This is a genomic window from Ligilactobacillus saerimneri DSM 16049, assembly GCF_000423265.1.
GTDB lineage: Bacteria > Bacillota > Bacilli > Lactobacillales > Lactobacillaceae > Ligilactobacillus > Ligilactobacillus saerimneri.
The window spans coordinates 1-16,322 of record NZ_AUHQ01000003.1 but is presented as its reverse complement, the minus strand read 5'-3'; the positions used below and the strand labels follow the sequence as shown (position 1 = coordinate 16,322).

Annotated in this window: 16 protein-coding genes; 4 read left to right on the top strand and 12 right to left on the bottom strand. The window is 44.1% G+C overall.

Annotation, left to right across the window (positions count from 1 at the left end; all coding sequences use genetic code 11):
* Positions 1–3 precede the first annotated feature (3 nt).
* On the bottom strand, positions 4–894 hold the full coding sequence (locus G541_RS0101710; RefSeq protein WP_027826277.1) for a LysR family transcriptional regulator: 891 nt from the start codon (positions 892–894) through the stop codon (positions 4–6).
* A 112-nt stretch (positions 895–1,006) separates the two neighbouring features.
* On the opposite strand from G541_RS0101710, the gene G541_RS0101705 reads away from it, so the two are divergent.
* Complete coding sequence (locus tag G541_RS0101705; protein ID WP_009551413.1) at positions 1,007–2,020, top strand: YeiH family protein; 1,014 nt, start codon at positions 1,007–1,009, stop codon at positions 2,018–2,020.
* Positions 2,021–2,217: 197 nt separating this feature from the next.
* Here G541_RS0101705 and G541_RS0101700 read toward each other — a convergent pair whose 3' ends face one another.
* From G541_RS0101700 to G541_RS0101675, 6 genes are all read right to left on the bottom strand, one after another.
* Positions 2,218–3,543: a M20/M25/M40 family metallo-hydrolase gene (locus G541_RS0101700; RefSeq protein WP_035162665.1), complete on the bottom strand. Its 1,326-nt coding sequence runs from the start codon at positions 3,541–3,543 to the stop codon at positions 2,218–2,220.
* 357 nt (positions 3,544–3,900) lie between these two features.
* On the bottom strand, positions 3,901–4,596 hold the full coding sequence (locus tag G541_RS0101695) for a fructose-6-phosphate aldolase (protein WP_027826275.1): 696 nt from the start codon (positions 4,594–4,596) through the stop codon (positions 3,901–3,903).
* A 142-nt stretch (positions 4,597–4,738) separates the two neighbouring features.
* A complete protein-coding gene (locus G541_RS09925; protein WP_051174524.1) occupies positions 4,739–5,974 on the bottom strand; it encodes an ABC transporter permease in 1,236 nt (411 codons plus the stop codon).
* Positions 5,967–6,848: an ABC transporter ATP-binding protein gene (locus tag G541_RS0101685; RefSeq protein ID WP_027826273.1), complete on the bottom strand. Its 882-nt coding sequence runs from the start codon at positions 6,846–6,848 to the stop codon at positions 5,967–5,969. Before G541_RS0101685 ends, G541_RS09925 begins: the two co-directional genes overlap by 8 nt.
* Before the next feature lie 316 nt (positions 6,849–7,164).
* The gene (locus G541_RS0101680; protein WP_009551422.1) at positions 7,165–7,347 is read right to left on the bottom strand and encodes a hypothetical protein; all 183 of its coding nucleotides are present in this window, start codon (positions 7,345–7,347) and stop codon (positions 7,165–7,167) included.
* Entirely contained in the window at positions 7,347–8,018 is a 672-nt protein-coding gene (locus G541_RS0101675; protein WP_027826272.1) for an NAD(P)H-dependent oxidoreductase, read from the bottom strand. The genes G541_RS0101680 and G541_RS0101675 overlap by 1 nt, the downstream gene beginning before the upstream one ends.
* 56 nt (positions 8,019–8,074) lie before the next feature.
* Between G541_RS0101675 and G541_RS0101670 the strand changes: the two genes are divergently transcribed.
* Positions 8,075–8,596 (top strand): GNAT family N-acetyltransferase, encoded by a 522-nt coding sequence (locus G541_RS0101670; RefSeq protein WP_027826271.1) that lies wholly within the window; start codon positions 8,075–8,077, stop codon positions 8,594–8,596.
* A gap of 191 nt (positions 8,597–8,787) precedes the next feature.
* On the opposite strand, the gene ald is transcribed toward G541_RS0101670, so the two are convergent.
* The 5 genes from ald to apf all read right to left on the bottom strand — a co-directional run bounded on the left by ald (position 8,788) and on the right by apf (position 14,707).
* Positions 8,788–9,891 (bottom strand): alanine dehydrogenase, encoded by a 1,104-nt coding sequence (ald, locus tag G541_RS0101665; RefSeq protein ID WP_027826270.1) that lies wholly within the window; start codon positions 9,889–9,891, stop codon positions 8,788–8,790.
* Between the two features lie 754 nt (positions 9,892–10,645).
* Positions 10,646–11,461 carry a sugar-phosphatase gene (gene yidA / locus G541_RS0101655; RefSeq protein WP_035162663.1) on the bottom strand — a complete coding sequence of 272 codons (816 nt, stop codon included), beginning with the start codon at positions 11,459–11,461 and terminating at the stop codon, positions 10,646–10,648.
* A gap of 60 nt (positions 11,462–11,521) precedes the next feature.
* A complete protein-coding gene (locus G541_RS0101650; protein WP_027826267.1) occupies positions 11,522–12,178 on the bottom strand; it encodes a DNA alkylation repair protein in 657 nt (218 codons plus the stop codon).
* Between the two features lie 25 nt (positions 12,179–12,203).
* Positions 12,204–13,865, bottom strand: coding sequence for a formate--tetrahydrofolate ligase (locus G541_RS0101645; protein ID WP_027826266.1), 1,662 nt, complete (start codon positions 13,863–13,865; stop codon positions 12,204–12,206).
* Positions 13,866–14,047: 182 nt separating this feature from the next.
* The gene (apf, locus tag G541_RS0101640) at positions 14,048–14,707 is read right to left on the bottom strand and encodes an aggregation-promoting factor (protein WP_027826265.1); all 660 of its coding nucleotides are present in this window, start codon (positions 14,705–14,707) and stop codon (positions 14,048–14,050) included.
* A 506-nt stretch (positions 14,708–15,213) separates the two neighbouring features.
* On the opposite strand from apf, the gene mscL reads away from it, so the two are divergent.
* Entirely contained in the window at positions 15,214–15,597 is a 384-nt protein-coding gene (gene mscL / locus G541_RS0101635) for a large-conductance mechanosensitive channel protein MscL (RefSeq protein ID WP_027826264.1), read from the top strand.
* Between the two features lie 112 nt (positions 15,598–15,709).
* On the top strand, positions 15,710–16,138 hold the full coding sequence (locus G541_RS0101630; RefSeq protein WP_027826263.1) for a hypothetical protein: 429 nt from the start codon (positions 15,710–15,712) through the stop codon (positions 16,136–16,138).
* Positions 16,139–16,322: the final 184 nt, after the last annotated feature.

Here is a 16,322-nt window from a genome sequence, read left to right as displayed (position 1 = left end):
CTTTTAATTTTGGCCTTGCTTGCCTAATGCTTGTTGCAATATTTGGGCTATTCGTTGGTAGTCTTTTATCCGAATACTTCCTTTTAAATACACCAAATTGAGCGGGTGGGCCACTGCAAACCGTGGCAGGTTCAAGTCCTGCAACCGGCGCTGATCAATATCATCTGCTACCAGGTCACGATACATAAAACTAACCCCACTGCCTTCTTTAAGTAAATTGATGATTGTTGTCGGATTATTTAATGTTATTACTTGCTCAAAGTCCGCCAATGAATAATTATGGCTTGCCAACCAAGCAGTCAAAATTGCCCGCGTCCCAGACCCTTCTTCACGAACTAATAAGGGTTGGTGGAAGACTTCTTCCCAGGTCATCGTCGTCGGAAGGTCGGTCCCACCCACGGGAACAAACGGGACTGTTCCCAGTTCAATTGTACCGAAGTCTTTTTTATTAAAATTCCCTTCAATCAACGCCACGTCTAGTAATCCCTGCTCGATCAGCGTTAACAATTGCCCCGTGTTCGCAACTTGGCTATTGACCTGCCACCCATCTTTAAGAGCCCGGTGCAATAGCGGGGGCAACAAAAGCTGGCTGAGCGATAACGTTGCTCCTAACCGTAATGGACCACGCTCTTCTTGGCGCAGTTTAGTCAATAACTGCTCATGGTGAACCTGTTGATGACGGAGATAAGCTACTAACTCTCGGGCCGCTGGTGTCAACTGGACATTCTTTCCCTGTCGGACAACCAAGTCTAAACGTAAGTCCATCTCTAATGACCTAATCTGTTGCGAAACAGCCGGTTGACTGATATACAACGCCTGCGCAGCGGCCGTAAATGATCCAGTGGTTGCAACCATCACCAAGGTTTCCAAACGGTGGTCAAACAAGTGTGTCATTTTTTACCCCTTTCATAAGTAATACTTATATATTACAAATAATTATGTATTTTTAATTATACTATATTCCATGCTACCCTTAGTAAAGCAAATACAGAGAAGGAGATATATTATGCGTCAAATTATCTTTTCTAAGCGCTTCGGTAGTGCTTTTCTTATGACTTTATTATGCTCACTGCTGGGGTCATGGTTAGCGGGCTTTCCTTACCTTAAAGTAATCGGGGCCCTTGTTTTAGCTCTTATTTTAGGAATGGTCTGCCAGGTTTTTCAACCCGCAGTTACATACTCCCGCCCCGGGATCGGATTGATTTCCAATAAGTTCTTACGCTTGGGGATCATCCTTTTAGGTTTCAAACTCAATCTTATTGCGCTCGCACAAGCAGGTGTTAAAAGTATTGTTTTAGCTGCAGTGATCGTCACGGGGACAATCGTCATGGTTTACCAACTCGCCCGTAAGTTTGGGGTTGACCGTCACCTTGCAATTTTAACTGCTAGTGGAACCGGGATTTGCGGTGCAGCTGCGGTGATGGGGATCTCCTCCCAGCTCGGTGCTGACGATGACGAAACTCACCGCGAAAACGAAGTTGTAGCGGTCGCAATTGTGGCCATTTTAGGAACTCTTTTCACCTTAATCGAAATCGGCCTCAAACCCCTCCTCCATATGTCAGCTCTGCAGTTCGGAGTAATGACAGGGGGAAGTCTCCATGAAATTGCCCATGCCGTGGCAGCCGGAAGTGCTGGCGGTCCAGTTAGTTTAGACACTGCCATCATTACCAAACTCTCCCGTGTGCTGTTACTTGCCCCCGTCGCTGTCATTGTTGGTTTGTGGTACCAAAAGAAGGAACGTGCTGTTGGGCAAGCTAAAGGAAAAGTTCCTGTCCCTTGGTTTATGGCCGGGTTTATTCTTGCTAGTGTCATCGGTACATTCTTGCCTTTAGGGCCTGTTGTTTTAGCCAACTTGGTCAAACTAGCTTACCTGATCTTGGGAATGGCAATGGCCGCTTTGGGGATGAGCGTTAACTTCCGGGTGTTGCTTCACCGGGGACGCAACGCCTTGGGAGCAGCTTCTATCGGCTCAGTCATCCTCCTCGCTTTCGTTGCTATCTGCAGTAAAGTCTTCTTTTAATTTCGAAGACACGGCATATAGTAAATTATGTGTCTGCAAATGAATAACACCAAGCATATGCTAATACTTTTTGTCTTCCGGCACATATTTTTTCTTATGTCGTGTCATATTGACCAAAGCACTGTAAACAGTAATAACAAGTAAAAAATCTGCTATGGAAAATTTCCCATAGCAGATTTTTTAGCTATTCGCTGATTTTATTTTTGAGCAAATTTCTGCGCTACCAATTCTAAGTGTTCTACTGCTTGTAAAGCGTCAGTTAAGCGCACGTTTTCATTGGCACCATGAACATTTGAACCTGCATAACCGATTCCAATCCCTAACACAGGAAGTTGTAACAAATCCCCAAACGCATAAGCCGGTCCAGCGCCAAAACTGTTAAGAACATACTGATAGCCATCCGGACCATAGACTTCACGGGCAGTATCACAAACTAGCCCAACAAAAGGATGGTTCACATCACTGCGGTAGCCTTTTTGCCCGACAATGTACTCTACTTTAATATCAGTGAACCCATTTTGATCAAGATAAGCCCGAACCAGGTCCGGAATTCGCTGCGGATCTTGGTCTGGCGCTAACCGGAAGTCAAGTTTAGCAGTTGCCAACCGCGGTAGAACGGTCTTGACCCCCTCTTCCTGGTAGCCGGCTGTAATCCCATTGATAGTGATTGTCGGCTGGTTAGTTAGATCGGTCCGAGGCGTATCTGTCAGCAACGGCCGCTTCAGTCCTTCGCCGGCAATGACTTTTGCTGCATCAAAATCTAGCGTGGCTACTTGCTGCTGTTCTGCAGGTGTCAAGGACCGCACGTCGTCATAAATCCCAGGAATTAAAATCCTGCTAGTTTGATCATCCCGAAGCAAATTGAGGGCTTTGACCAGCCGCCACGGGGCTGACTCCGCATAAGATGCCTTTGAGGAGTGGAGGTCTACATCTGCTGAAACTGCTGTCAGCTCAAGACATGCGATCCCCCGCAAGCCCCCAACAATTGCTAGTTTTTCCGCTTCATTCTTTGCGCCCCCTTCCCACAGGACGGCATCAGCTTGCAGGTCGGCCTGATGTGCTTGGGTATATTGAACCACATGACTGCTCCCAATTTCCTCTTCGCCTTCAACATAAAATTTCACATTAACCGGGAGATCACCACGTTCTTGATGATACTTGACCCAGGCAAGTCGAAAAATCAGGTCCCCTTTGTCGTCGCCAATTCCCCGGGCAAAAATATGGTCACCCTGGACTGTTACCGCAAACGGATCGGTTGCCCATTGGTCTAACGGTTCTGCTGGCTGCGTATCATAGTGGTTATAGAAAAGAATGGTTTTATCACTTTGGCCTGTAAACTCTGCAAATACAACCGGGTTACCGCCTTGATCATCCCAAACAGCTACCTTCTTGGCGTCTAAATTACGGAAGGCTTGGGCGACCCAGGTACTGGTTTCTTCGATCCCAATGTGCTGCGCTGCAATGGTTTTAATCCGTAATAAATCACTAAAATCTTGCCAATGTTCTTTGATATATTCTCGCATAATTCACCACTCCTTATTTTGAATAAAAAAAGCCCCAGGAATCACCATTGATTCCTGGGACGTTGCTTTACCACGTGTTACCACCCGTTTTCAGGGCAAGCTCACGCCTGACCCCTCACTGAGTGCTCGCTTTTCGCGAATACTCGCACGCTGTAACGGGCGTCCCCGTAGCTAGCTGAACTACTTCACTAGCTCCATCTACTTGGGACCATCTTCACTGACCATCCCTTGATCCGCTCTCACCTTACCGGACTCTCTGGGCTAGGGTTTAGTCACTTACTCATCCCACCAGTTTATTATATTACCGTTACTTTATGATAATTTGATGATAAAGTCAAATTGTTTTTTAACAAAATGCTATTTGCGGTCTTTTTTTATGCTGGTGATCGAAGAACCTACCCCATAGATACTCTCCCAGTCTGTTTGAAAGGCCGTTACAGCAGGGGCGATTGCTGGCATTTCCAGCCCGCTAGTGAGGACATCGGGCCCCATAGTGACTGCTTGAGCCCCATTACGCAAAGCTGCGTTAACTTGCTCCACATTATGGAAACTAGCTGCCAGAATCTTGCTATTACTTTTTTCCCGAGCGATTTGGTCAGCAATATTACGCACAAAGCTTGGTGCATCAATATTCATATTCCGCATCCGGTTGTAATACGGAGCAATATAGTCTGCTCCAGCCGCCAAGGCCAAATAAGCCTGGAACTCTGTATAAACTGCCGTCGCGGTAATATTAACTTTTTCTTGCTTCAGCACTTTAATTGCTGCTAGCCCTTCCTCGGTTGTGGGAATTTTAACAAAAACATCTGGTGCAATTCCTTCCAAAATCGAATACGCATCTTGAATAAAGTCTTCACGCGTTTGTCCAACTGCTTGAACATGCAACTTTGCCTGAGGACCGATAATATCTTTGATCTGTTTCATGTGGTTGAAGAAATCAATTTTCCCCTCTTTTTTGACAATTGTTGGATTGGAGGTTACTCCTGCTAGAGCAATCACATCTACGTAATGCTTAATCGTTTCAATATTTGCTGTATCTAAATACAATTCCATAGTTGATTTCCTCCTTACTGGTTTTATCATTATCATTCTATCCACTTCAGAAAGCGCATTTAATATCATAAAATAATACTTTTAATAAGTAACGATAAAAATAGAGAGGACCTCCTAAAATGCTAGATCCTCTCTATGTTTTTCACTTCCGCAGAATTTTATTTATGATAGCCTTCAAAGGTCCGATATTGCTATAAGCAAAAGCATTTCGTTCATAAACAATTGCTGCACACCAGTACATTGCTATCGCTCCTACTAGGGCCAACGCACAGGCCACATAACCTGCCCAATAAGGGACAGCCCCCATTGCTAAACGAACTGGCATTACCCCGAAACTAAAGAACGGGACATATCCTAAAATTTTGGCGATCAGCATGTTAGGATTCGAACCCAGAACAAAACCAAGAATATACGGAATGAACATCAAACTTGTTACCATCGAGGTTGCCTGAGAAATATCCTCGTTCCGCGAAACAAAAGCTGCAATCATAGCAGTTAAAAAGACATATAGCGCAACTGTCAACAAGGTCAAAATCACTGCCACAAATAAATACTGGCTACTAATGTTTGCCATAAATTGTTTGATCGGACGATATAGGTCCGGGTACTTATTTTTCAAGATCACTTGCCCAATTATCCCCAGCACAGCGTAAATGATAATTTGTAAAACCACTAGCGCTCCGATCCCCAGCATCTTGCCGGCAAAATGCTTACGCGCCGGCACTGCTGCCAAGATCCCTTCAATCAGGTGATTGCTCTTTTCATTACCAATTTCCGCGCCAACAATTGACACATAGCTAGTTAAAAAGAGAAACGCTACTAAAACCATCCCTTTCCCCAAACCATCAGCTGTCGCCCGATCGGTCTGATTAACAGTGTCTTTTTGTTGAAAAGCATGTTGGTTAATTTTCACTTTACCAATAATTTTCTGCCAAGTAGCGCTATCGATCCCCGCCTGCGCCGCTATCGTCTGCGAGCGTAAAGCTGTCAACTGCGCTTGAAGCGCTGGAACGGGATTTGTTGCTTGTGCGTTACTATTATATAAGTATTGGACCCGTTCAAAATCAGGGCTAATTACCAAAATGCCGTCAACTTTACCCTTCTTTAAAACTTGCTTTTGTTGCGCATATGTAGTCGGAGTAACGCTAGACTTAACCCGATATTTTTTCCCATGGCTTTGCTCTAATACTTTTTTGAGTGGTTGAGGAGCCACGATCGCAATCTGGGGAAGGGACTTTTCTGCTTGACTCATCGTAAATTTTGCAATCCCAAACGTTAAGGCTAAGAAAAAGAGTGGCGCTAGAATCATCCAATAATACACCGCTGACCGAATACGTTTTTTAAAGACCATCTGTGCAACTGTTAATACTTTATTCATCGGCTTTTACCTCCCAGGCAAAGATGTCGTCTAACGTTGGTTCTAAGAGGCGGAACCCCTGCAACCGCTCATCATTCCGGACCACTGCAATAGCTGCTTGTGCATGTTCTTGTGAATCAAACGTCAAAATCTCGCCTAAACCATCATTTCGGCGCGCAATTACACCCGGATAGTCGCTTCCATTAACTCCTTCAAGGTACAGCTCTTTACGCTCGTAGCGATTACGAATAGCAGCAATCGATCCATAAAGACGGCGCCGCCCATTGACCAACATCAAGAGTTTATCCGAAACAGCTGTCACATTTTTCATATTATGGGATGAAAAGATAATCGCAGTTCCTTGCTCTTTAAGCTCCAAAACCACTTTGATTAACAGCTGGACATTGACGGGGTCCAACCCTGAAAAGGGTTCATCTAAAATAACCAATCGTGGTTGATGGATTAGGGCCGTAATCAACTGGACCTTTTGTTGGTTCCCCTTGGAGAGGTCCTTCACTTTGGTTTTAGCATCGCCCTTAACTGCTAATCGTTTTAGCCACTCAGGCAGCCGGCGGGCCGTCACCGCTGGTTTGCACCCATGTAGGTGTGCAAAATATTCCACCTGTTCCTGAATCGTCATATCAAGATACAAGCCCCGTTCTTCGGGGAGGTACCCCAACTGGTCAAAAAATTTCGTCGTTATGGGCTGGCCTGCAGTCAGGATCGTCCCTGCATCCGGACGCAAAAATTTAAGAATCATCTTAAAAGTCGTTGACTTACCGGCACCGTTTTGTCCCACAAGTCCCAGCACCTCGCCGGGGGCGACACTGAAACTGACATCATCAACGGCCACCAATGAGCCGAAGTGTTTGGTCAAGTGGGTTACTTCGAGAATATTTTCCATACGTTCACTACTTTCTGTCCGCTCAATAAGACACTACATAGAATTTGTTGCATATATATTTTAACACAGCCCCATTTTGCTTAATACCAACTACCAAAAAAAGAGCCCAGCTTACCGCTGGGCCCCTTAGGAAATATGGAAATATCTATCTTGAGTTAAAGACGAGCTATCTTGTTGGAGGTTTATGGGATTGGGAGATATGTCAACAAGATGCCCATAAAGTAATTGAAGTGCCAATTACTTTATGCTTTTAATATACACGCAAAATATTAAGGATTTGTTAACAAGACGTTAAGTTTTTTAAAAATTACCACTTTTGGGGACTCCACATCCGCCCATCCAACTCCCCACGTAGTTGATCCAAGCGCTGGTCCTGAGCCACAACCAATTGCCTAGCCGCCCGCAACAGGGCCTGAGTTGGATAAGTCGTTGCCTGGGCATGTAATTTCGCTAGTTGTTGCTCCGCCCATTCATTATTAGGATCAATCATCACTCATCATCCTCCTGCCGCATCCATTTAACTTGCTGTGCAATATCCGTTAGTTCTTCCTGGTTAGCCCGCAGTTGGGCAAGCACCGGTGCCAAGTCCGGCATAGTAGTGACCAATAAATCAAGGCGGGCCAACAACCATTGCTCTAAACCAGCAAAGTGCCCATGCTCAGGATTACTGATATAACTTTGATAAGTAATATACAACTCCTGTTTAGCTTGCTCACTAAGATAATTAAACTGATATATCGGCAATGCCGGTAAATATTCCATTTCAGTTACCCTAGCGGTCATCTGGTAGGGACGGAGAACTTCATCCATCGTTGCTCCCTGCTTTCCTCCAGCTTGGAACTCGTTTCGGGCAGCGCCCGCGGTCACCACCACCCCAAGTTGTTTTCCGCGCAATAACCGGTAATTTCCCGTTGTCAGTGGCATCCGCCACACTTCATCAAACCATTGACGCATTATTGCCGGTGCACTATACCAGTACAGCGGAAACTGCACGATAATCCGGTCATGCTGTTGGATTAAAGCTTGCTCCTGGGTAACCTCAAAGGGAAGTTGCAGCTCATGCCAAGTAACATTGGCACACTCACTAGCTGCAACTTTCAAAAATTGCTGCGTCGTTGATTCACCTAACCGTGGGTGGCCCACAACGACCAATGTTTTCATATCTGCGCCTCCTTATGCTATACTTTTTAAAATTATTGTAAGAGGAGTGAGTACGATTGGCAAACATTTATACCCGGCCTGCTCAGATGAACGACCTTCCCATGATTATGAAAGTCATCGCTGGAGCAAAAGAATTTCTCAAGGCCAGTGGCAGTCCCCAATGGCAAACTGGTTACCCTGCTACATCTGACATTGAATTAGATATCAAAAATAGTCACGCTTATGTTCTGCTTGTTGCCGGTCAAGTTGTCGGCTATGCAGCCGTAGTTATTGGTAATGAACCGACTTATCACACCATTACTAAAGGTTCATGGGCTAATACCACCGACCCATACGCTACTATTCACCGTATGGCAATTAGCCAGGATTTTCGTGGACAACATTTGAGTCATTTCTTTATGACTAACATTATTACTTTAATGGCTAGTCAAGGAATAACTAATATTCGTCTTGATACTTACCGTCTCAACCAACCGGTACAAAAAATCGCTGCTAAATTTGATTTCTCACAGCGTGGAGAGATCCTAGTTGATGACCCCCTCGATCCGCGGCGCATTGCATTTGAACTAAACCTATAACAAAAGCAGGATCCCCCGAGCTTGTATGCCCGAGGAACCCTGCTTTTTGTGTGGTGGTCACAAATTTGGTTATGGTTGTCATGTATGGAGAATAGATTATAGGTATGGAAGAGTGATTAGGACCACCTACTAATGTTTACGTGTCCCAGTAACATGCTTCATGTTAGCCCACAAACTGGGACATCCAGTTTTTAGCCTGGATAAGGAGTATAAGTAATATCTAAACTATCTGCAACTGCCTTGGAAGTTAAGCCCCCCTGATAAGTATTAATCCCTGTCAGGACAGTATTATCTTCTGCAGCAGCCTTTTCGATGCCCTTATTGGCAATCTCAAGTGCATAACGTACAGTTGCACTAGATAACGCTTCTGTGGCTGTCTTTGGTACCGCCCCTGGCATATTAGCCACTGTATAGTGGACTACTCCGTGGGAAACATATGTTGGGTCTTCGTGGGTTGTTGCCCGAGTGGTAGTCTCAAAGATCCCCCCTTGGTCAATCGGAATATCCACGATCACAGACCCGGGTTCCATGCTGGCCACCATTTCTTCAGTGACCAACTTTGGTGCTGCTGCCCCAGGAATCAGCACTGCCCCGATTACTAAATCGGACTGCTTAACTGCTGCTGCAATATTAGCACTATTGGACATCAATGTTTGTACCCGCCCGCCGAAGATATTATCGACTTCAGCTAAACGTTGCGCATTGATATCTAAAATAGTTACCTGTGCCCCCATTCCAACAGCGATCTTAGCGGCATTGAAACCAACAGTTCCAGCACCAATAACAGTTACCTTGGCCCTGTTAACTCCGGTCACACCATTGAGCAACACGCCTTTGCCACCATGGGGTTGTTCTAGGAAGTGAGCCCCCACTTGGGCAGCCATCCGTCCCGCAATTTCACTCATTGGGAAGAGCAGAGGTAAGTCGCCATGACGCCCCACCATTGTTTCATAAGCAACCCCGGTCACTTGCTTAGCCAACATCGCTTCAGTCAATACCCGGTCAGCAGCTAAGTGGAGGTATGTATAGATAATCTGGTTTGGCTTGAAATAATCATATTCACTAGCTAAAGGTTCTTTGACCTTGATGATCATTTCAGCATCCCAAGCTTCGGCAGTCGACCCAATCTTTGCACCGGCAGCAATATAGTCTTGGTCAGTAAAGCCTGATCCAAGCCCTGCGCCCTTTTCAACTACTACTTGGTGTCCTGCCTGAACGAGGGTTGCAACTGCACTTGGCATTGCGCCAACCCGTTCCTCTTGCTTTTTAATTTCCTTTGGTACCCCAATTAACATCAATTAATGACTCCTTTCGGAATTATAGTAACATCATCACTGTTGATAGCGCTTTCAACTGTGAACAAAATATAGCACGTCTTTTCCCTCTTTAACAACCATCATTAAAAATTATTAATTTATAATATATTGCTAAACATTTCACAAGCTTACATTATCAGGCTCGTGTTTACATTTGTCATCATCCCTGAGCGGCAATCTTTGTAGCTCTTTTAGCATTTTTACTTACTCTAAATACTTTTATATAAATTCATGAGTAAAGAGCATGAAAGCGTGCTTCTTCTTGCCTATTCTCCCCATTAACAACTTGTAAATAAGCATTGCTCAGTATTTGCCTTAAATCTTTTGTTTGAAAAAAGGCACCATGCATTCCAAAATAAGTGATTTTTTCTTTGCCAATATCTGCCCTGCCAATTTCATGGGAATTCTTACCAACTTCTCATCTCTAAACAAAAAAAGACCGCTGTGGTGAGACAGCGGCATCTATAAGGAAAATACAGAATGAAAATTGGCCGTGAGACCGCTTTTATTCTGCACCTTGATTATAATCAATGGTTACCTAATAAGCAATCTTTGTTGATATTTTCAGATCAATCATTTGCCTTTTTCATAGTTTTCATGTATAGTCTGTTTTATTGGTTCGACAAGTACATTAATTGTGGTTGTCATGAGAGAGAATAGAGGAACTTATAATCCTTCAACCAATCAACTTGAATACACAAAAAAGAGGCTGTTTTTTCAGCCTCTTTTTTGTTTAGTCCATTGCCCAGTTATAAATCGCGTTAGCTACACCATCATGGTCACAGTCAGTGGTAATTTGTTGCGCAACAGCTTTTACTTCTGGAATGGCGTTCCCCATTGCAACGCCCGTTCCTGCATATTCGATCATTGCCAAGTCATTGCCTTGGTCCCCAATCGCCATAATTTCTGCTGGCGTTAAATCCAGCACCTTAGCTAATTGTTGCAAGGCACTGGCCTTGTTGATCCCCTTAGCATTTGCTTCAAAATAGTAAGGTGTTGACCGTGTATAAGTTACCCGGTCTGCCAATTGATTGAAGAGTGACATGTCCTTGATCGCTTCATCAATAACTTCTGGTTCATCCACAAACATTGCCTTCACAACTGGGATATCGTGCATTTCTTCTGGTGTTCTAAAGGAAATGGCTTGTGAAACCAACCGCGCTTCCCGCATCGTGTAGTCACCCACATCTCGGTTAGCAGTATAGAGGCGGTCTAAGCCATTGGCGTGGAAATGTAATCCTTTCTTCCGTGCAATATATTCTAAGTCAACATAGTCTGCATAAGTCAAAGTTGCCTTAAAGATCGAATCCCCGGCTGTTGTTTGGACCAGTGAGCCTCCAAATGTTACTACATATTGGTCATCCTGATCAGCCAGACCCAAGTCTTTTAGGATCTGCTTAACCCCAGAAAGTGGTCGTCCTGTACAAATAACGACTTTTTTACCCGCTTCTTTAGCCTTTTGAATGGCCTCCCGCACTGCTGGAGTAATTTCATGTTTACTATTTAATAATGTTGCGTCAATATCAATCGCAATTAACTTGATGGAAATCGTAATCCCCTCCCTTATAAATATTTATAGTATACCGTGCTTTAAGTTTTCTTTACAAGCTCAGAGGTACTTACTTGCCTCCCGCACACTCAGGGGAGCTAGTTGACCTTGATATTCAGCGAGGTAATTGCGGACCCAGTCCGAATCGGTCTTTGAATATTCCCGTAACGCCCAACCAATAGCTTTGTTGATAAAAAACTCATCCTGCCCCAAGTTGGCCGTAATAATGGTTGCTAAGCGAACTTGATCAGTTCGGTCTTTTAGTCCCAATTGGTGCTCAATAGCAGCCCGCCGAACCCACAAATTAGGGTCGGTCCCCCAGGTTACCATCATTGTCGCCACACGCGGATCAGCTAAGGCCATTTGCCCTAAAACTTTAACTAAGGAGTCAACCGTATCCCACCATGATTTGGTCATCAACAACGTCTTGATATGGGGGAGATCTTCGTATGTTAAATAACAGGTCCGCCGCCGGAGATAATCACATGCAAAATACTGTAGCTCGCGCTCCGCAGCAGCAAAATACTGGTCGATCAAACGCCAATCAATTGGTTGTTTGCGCTCGATCTTCAGCCACGGGCGACTTAGCTGGCGTCTTTGCGTGGCCTGAATCCCGTAAAATGAGAATTGGTCCCGCATATAATGCGCCATCCCCCGCGCTTTTTCTGGATCGCAGTGCTCTGCAAAGGTAGCCGTTATTGCCATAAAATGATCCATAATGTCTTCTCCCCATCCTAAATGGTTAAAACAAACCGGTTATCTTCTCATCAGCATCAATTGTCATCCCAACCGCAGCTGGACGGGCTGGTAAGCCCGGCATTGTCATCATATTGCCGGCTAGGGCAACTATGAAGCCTGCTCCCAGTTTAGGAACAAATTCACGAATGTGAAATTTGAACCCTGTCGGGGCTCCTAGAACAGTTTGGTCATCAGTAAACGAGTATTGTGTCTTGGCAATACAGATCGGCAAATCATTCCAGCCTAAGCGGGCAAACTGTTCTAATTGTTTTGTGGCCTTACGGCTAAATTCGACCTCGCTGGCCCCATAGTATTTCTTCGCAATCGTTTCTACTTTAGCCCGAGGACTTGCTTGATAATCATATAGCGGTGTAAATTCAGCCTTAGTTTCTTCTACTAGTTGGACTACCTTTTTTGCAAGGGCAAGCGTGCCTGCGCCTCCCTGCGCCCAAGCGTCAGTTACAGCTACATCGACACCCAAGGACTGACAATTTTCCGTAATCACAGCCAGTTCCCGGTCTGTGTCACTAGCGAAATGGTTTATTGCTACTACCACCGGCAAGCCGTACCGCTGCACATTGGTTATATGGCGGTTAAGGTTAGCTAGCCCCCGCTTTAATTCCAATAAGTTTTCCCGGTCAAGATCAGCAAGCTTAGCCCCACCATTATATTCCAGAGCACGTACAGTTGCGACAATAACCACTGCGTCTGGTGTCTTTCCTAAAACTGGCACCTTAATATCTAGGAATTTTTCCGCCCCAAGGTCTGCTCCAAAGCCGGCCTCTGTTACGGTATAGTCTGCCAACTGCATAGCCGCCCGGGTAGCAATCACACTGTTACATCCATGAGCAATATTAGCAAACGGTCCCCCATGAATAATGGTTGGTGTGTGGGCAATTGTTTGGACCAGGTTCGGTTTGAGGGCATCTTTTAGCAAGATTGTTACTGCATCCGTAAAGCCCAGCTGGGCAACCGTAACTGGTTCGGAATCATAAGTATACCCAACAACGATCCGCCCCACTCGGCGTTTGAGATCAACTAAGTCGGTAGCTAAACATAGGACTGCCATCAACTCCGAAGCAGCGGTGATGTCAAAGCCTGTTTCACGTGGAACACCTTGCATCACGCCCCCTAAGCCGGTCACAACGTTACGTAAAGCCCGGTCGTTAACGTCTTCGACACGCTTCCATTGAATCCGCCGGGGATCTAAGCCTAAAGAATTGTCCCGCATAATGTAATTATCAATTAACGCTGCTAATGTGTTATTGGCTGCTGTCAGTGCGTGCATATCCCCAGTAAAGTGCAAGTTAATATCTTCCATCGGCAGTACCTGGCTATATCCTCCGCCAGTAGCCCCACCTTTAATTCCAAAGACCGGCCCCATGGATGGCTCCCGCATGGCGATAACAGTCTGACGCCCAATCTGATTCATAGCATCACCCAAGCCAACTAGCACCGTTGACTTCCCCTCCCCAGCCGGAGTGGGATTGATTGAGGTTACTAAAACCAACTTATGCTTTTTGTCTGGACGGTATGCTAAAGGCCACGCCAACTTAGCTTTGTATTTGCCATACTGTTCAATGTCATCTGCCTGCAACCCGATCTTTTTAGCAATCTCTGTGATCGGTAACATTTCCGCTTGGCTAGCAATTTCAATATCTGTCATCTTATATCCCCCTTTACCTAACTACGCTATTTGCTTTTATGATACTAAGAAAATGCTTCTTTGACCACTTACAATTAATGTCTAGTTTTTATTACTGCACGAAAAAACAGGGTTTGACATGATGTCAAACCCTGTTGGGATAAATGTACTAAAGCTAATATATGCTTACTCTGAGCCTAATTTTAGTACCAGCCGTTGCTTAACCAGTGAGCCTTAGCAGCAGACCATGAACCATAACGAGCTTGTACGTATTGGTTAGCCACGCGTTCTTGGTTAGCAGCTGAGTAGTCACCATTCAAGTATGCACGGGATAATTGGTACTTACCATAGTAGTTACCGTTAGTAGCAGTGTATGAACCACCTGATTCACGCCCTGCAATCCAAGCCTTAGCAGCTTCTTCAGAGCTAGAACCTGTAGTTACAGGTGCACTGTATGTGTTTTGAGTTTGTGTTTGTGTTTGTGTTTGTGTTGCAGCGTAGTTAGTTTGAGCTGAACTTGCTTGTTGTGCTGGTGTAGCTTGTGCCTGTTGCACTGGTTGTTGTACTGGTGCTTGGGCAACTGCTGTTGTAGCAGGTTGAGCTGCTTGAGCAACTGCAGTATTAGCTGCTTCACCATTTTCTTCAACGATTAACTTTTGGTCAACAAAGATCAAGTTAACGTTCTTTAAGTTGTTCAACTTTTCGATGGACTTAACAGTAGTGTTGTGGTCCTTAGCGATTTGGCTAACAGTATCCCCACTCTTAACTGTATAAGTTACTTGGTCGGCGTTAGCAGCCTTGGAACCAAAAAGGAACAAGCCACTAGCTGCTGCAACTGAAAGTAAAGTTTGTTTGAAATTCATATAGAAAATTCACTCCTATGTGTATTGTCTGTGATTATGTTATCTAATAAAAACTTTTTTCCACTCGCCCCTGCGAGCTAACAATTCTTAGTATATAAGCACCTTGTAACATTAAAATACCAGCAATTTTACGAAAATCCCCAACATCGTAACGATTATTACAATCTGTAATCTTTTGTAAAGCTTAAAAAACAAATATTTAAGCCTAGATCCCATCAACATGGGACTGACTTCCCTTTTATTTATATTTCAAAAAACGTTGTCCATCTGCATATCAATTAAATAATTAAATATACTTTCGTTAAAAAAGTTCTTTCTTTTCAAAAAAACGAACGCATTTTCGTTAAAAATCCTCTTTTATGACGAGAATGTTACACTTATTACCAAAAAATATATTCAATTATATCTATATAGGCGCTATATAAAGATTTTTTGAGTTGTTTCTCGTTAATTTTGTTGGTATGCTTGTATATAATAAGTAAATATTCATAGAAGGATGTTGAAGCATGCTAAAAGAATTTAAAGAATTTATTTCACGCGGTAATGTTTTAGACCTCGCCATTGGGGTTATCATCGGGTCTGCTTTTACTGCTATCGTTACTTCATTGGTAGAAAACTTAATCAACCCGTTGATTGGGATTTTCTTGGGTAAGATCGATCTTTCTAACCTCGTCTTCTCTATCGGGGAAGCCCACTTTAAGTTTGGGGCATTTTTGAACTCGATCATTAACTTCTTGATCATTGCTTTTGTGGTCTTCTTGATCGTTAAGGCAGTTAACAAGGCATTGCCTAAGAAGGAAGAAGCACCGGCTGATCCTGAACCATCTGCTGAAGAAAAGTACTTAGAAGAAATTGTTGCTTTATTAAAGAAGCAAGATGCTAACAAGTAATTACTCTGACTAGCAGCACATATATAAAATGCGGGCTGATCACTTGATCAGCCCGCATTTTTTATTTCTATCTATTATAATAGAAAAAAACTAACCAAGGGAGATTACCCATATGCTCAGAGAAGTCACCCCCGATGACAGTCGGGATATTCAACGCATCAATAACACCGAATTGAACGAAGGTTGTACCCTCGCTGACACTACTAGTTATCTAACAACTCTTTTGAAAGATCCCCACCAGCATATGCTCAGGGTCAGTGTCGATCCTTTAACTGACCAGGTTCTAGCTTATCTCCATGCTGAACTCCTCACCTTTACCTATATGCAGCCAATGTTCATCATCACTACCCTTGCTGTTAGTGGTGCTTATGACTATGATAAGCATGCTTCTGCATTGTTGACTTCCCTCATCAACCTAGCCCGACGCCGCCGGATGACTACAGTTCGGCTCGGCTTTATTCCCGATCCAGCTACCACGGCCTTTTGGACCCAAGCTGGGTTTATTCCGCAATCTCATGGTCTTTGGGATTGCACTATATAAGAAGAAAAAATCAAATAAATTTTTCACTAAATTCTAACTTATGTCAAAATTTTATTTTCGTTAAGGCAGATTGTAAAATTTAAGTTGAACATTTTAGTGGACAGAAAAACCCATAAAGGTCTTTAATGGTGTCGTTACAACATTCCATTAGAAAGAAGGACCTTTATGGGCACCACTATCTTAT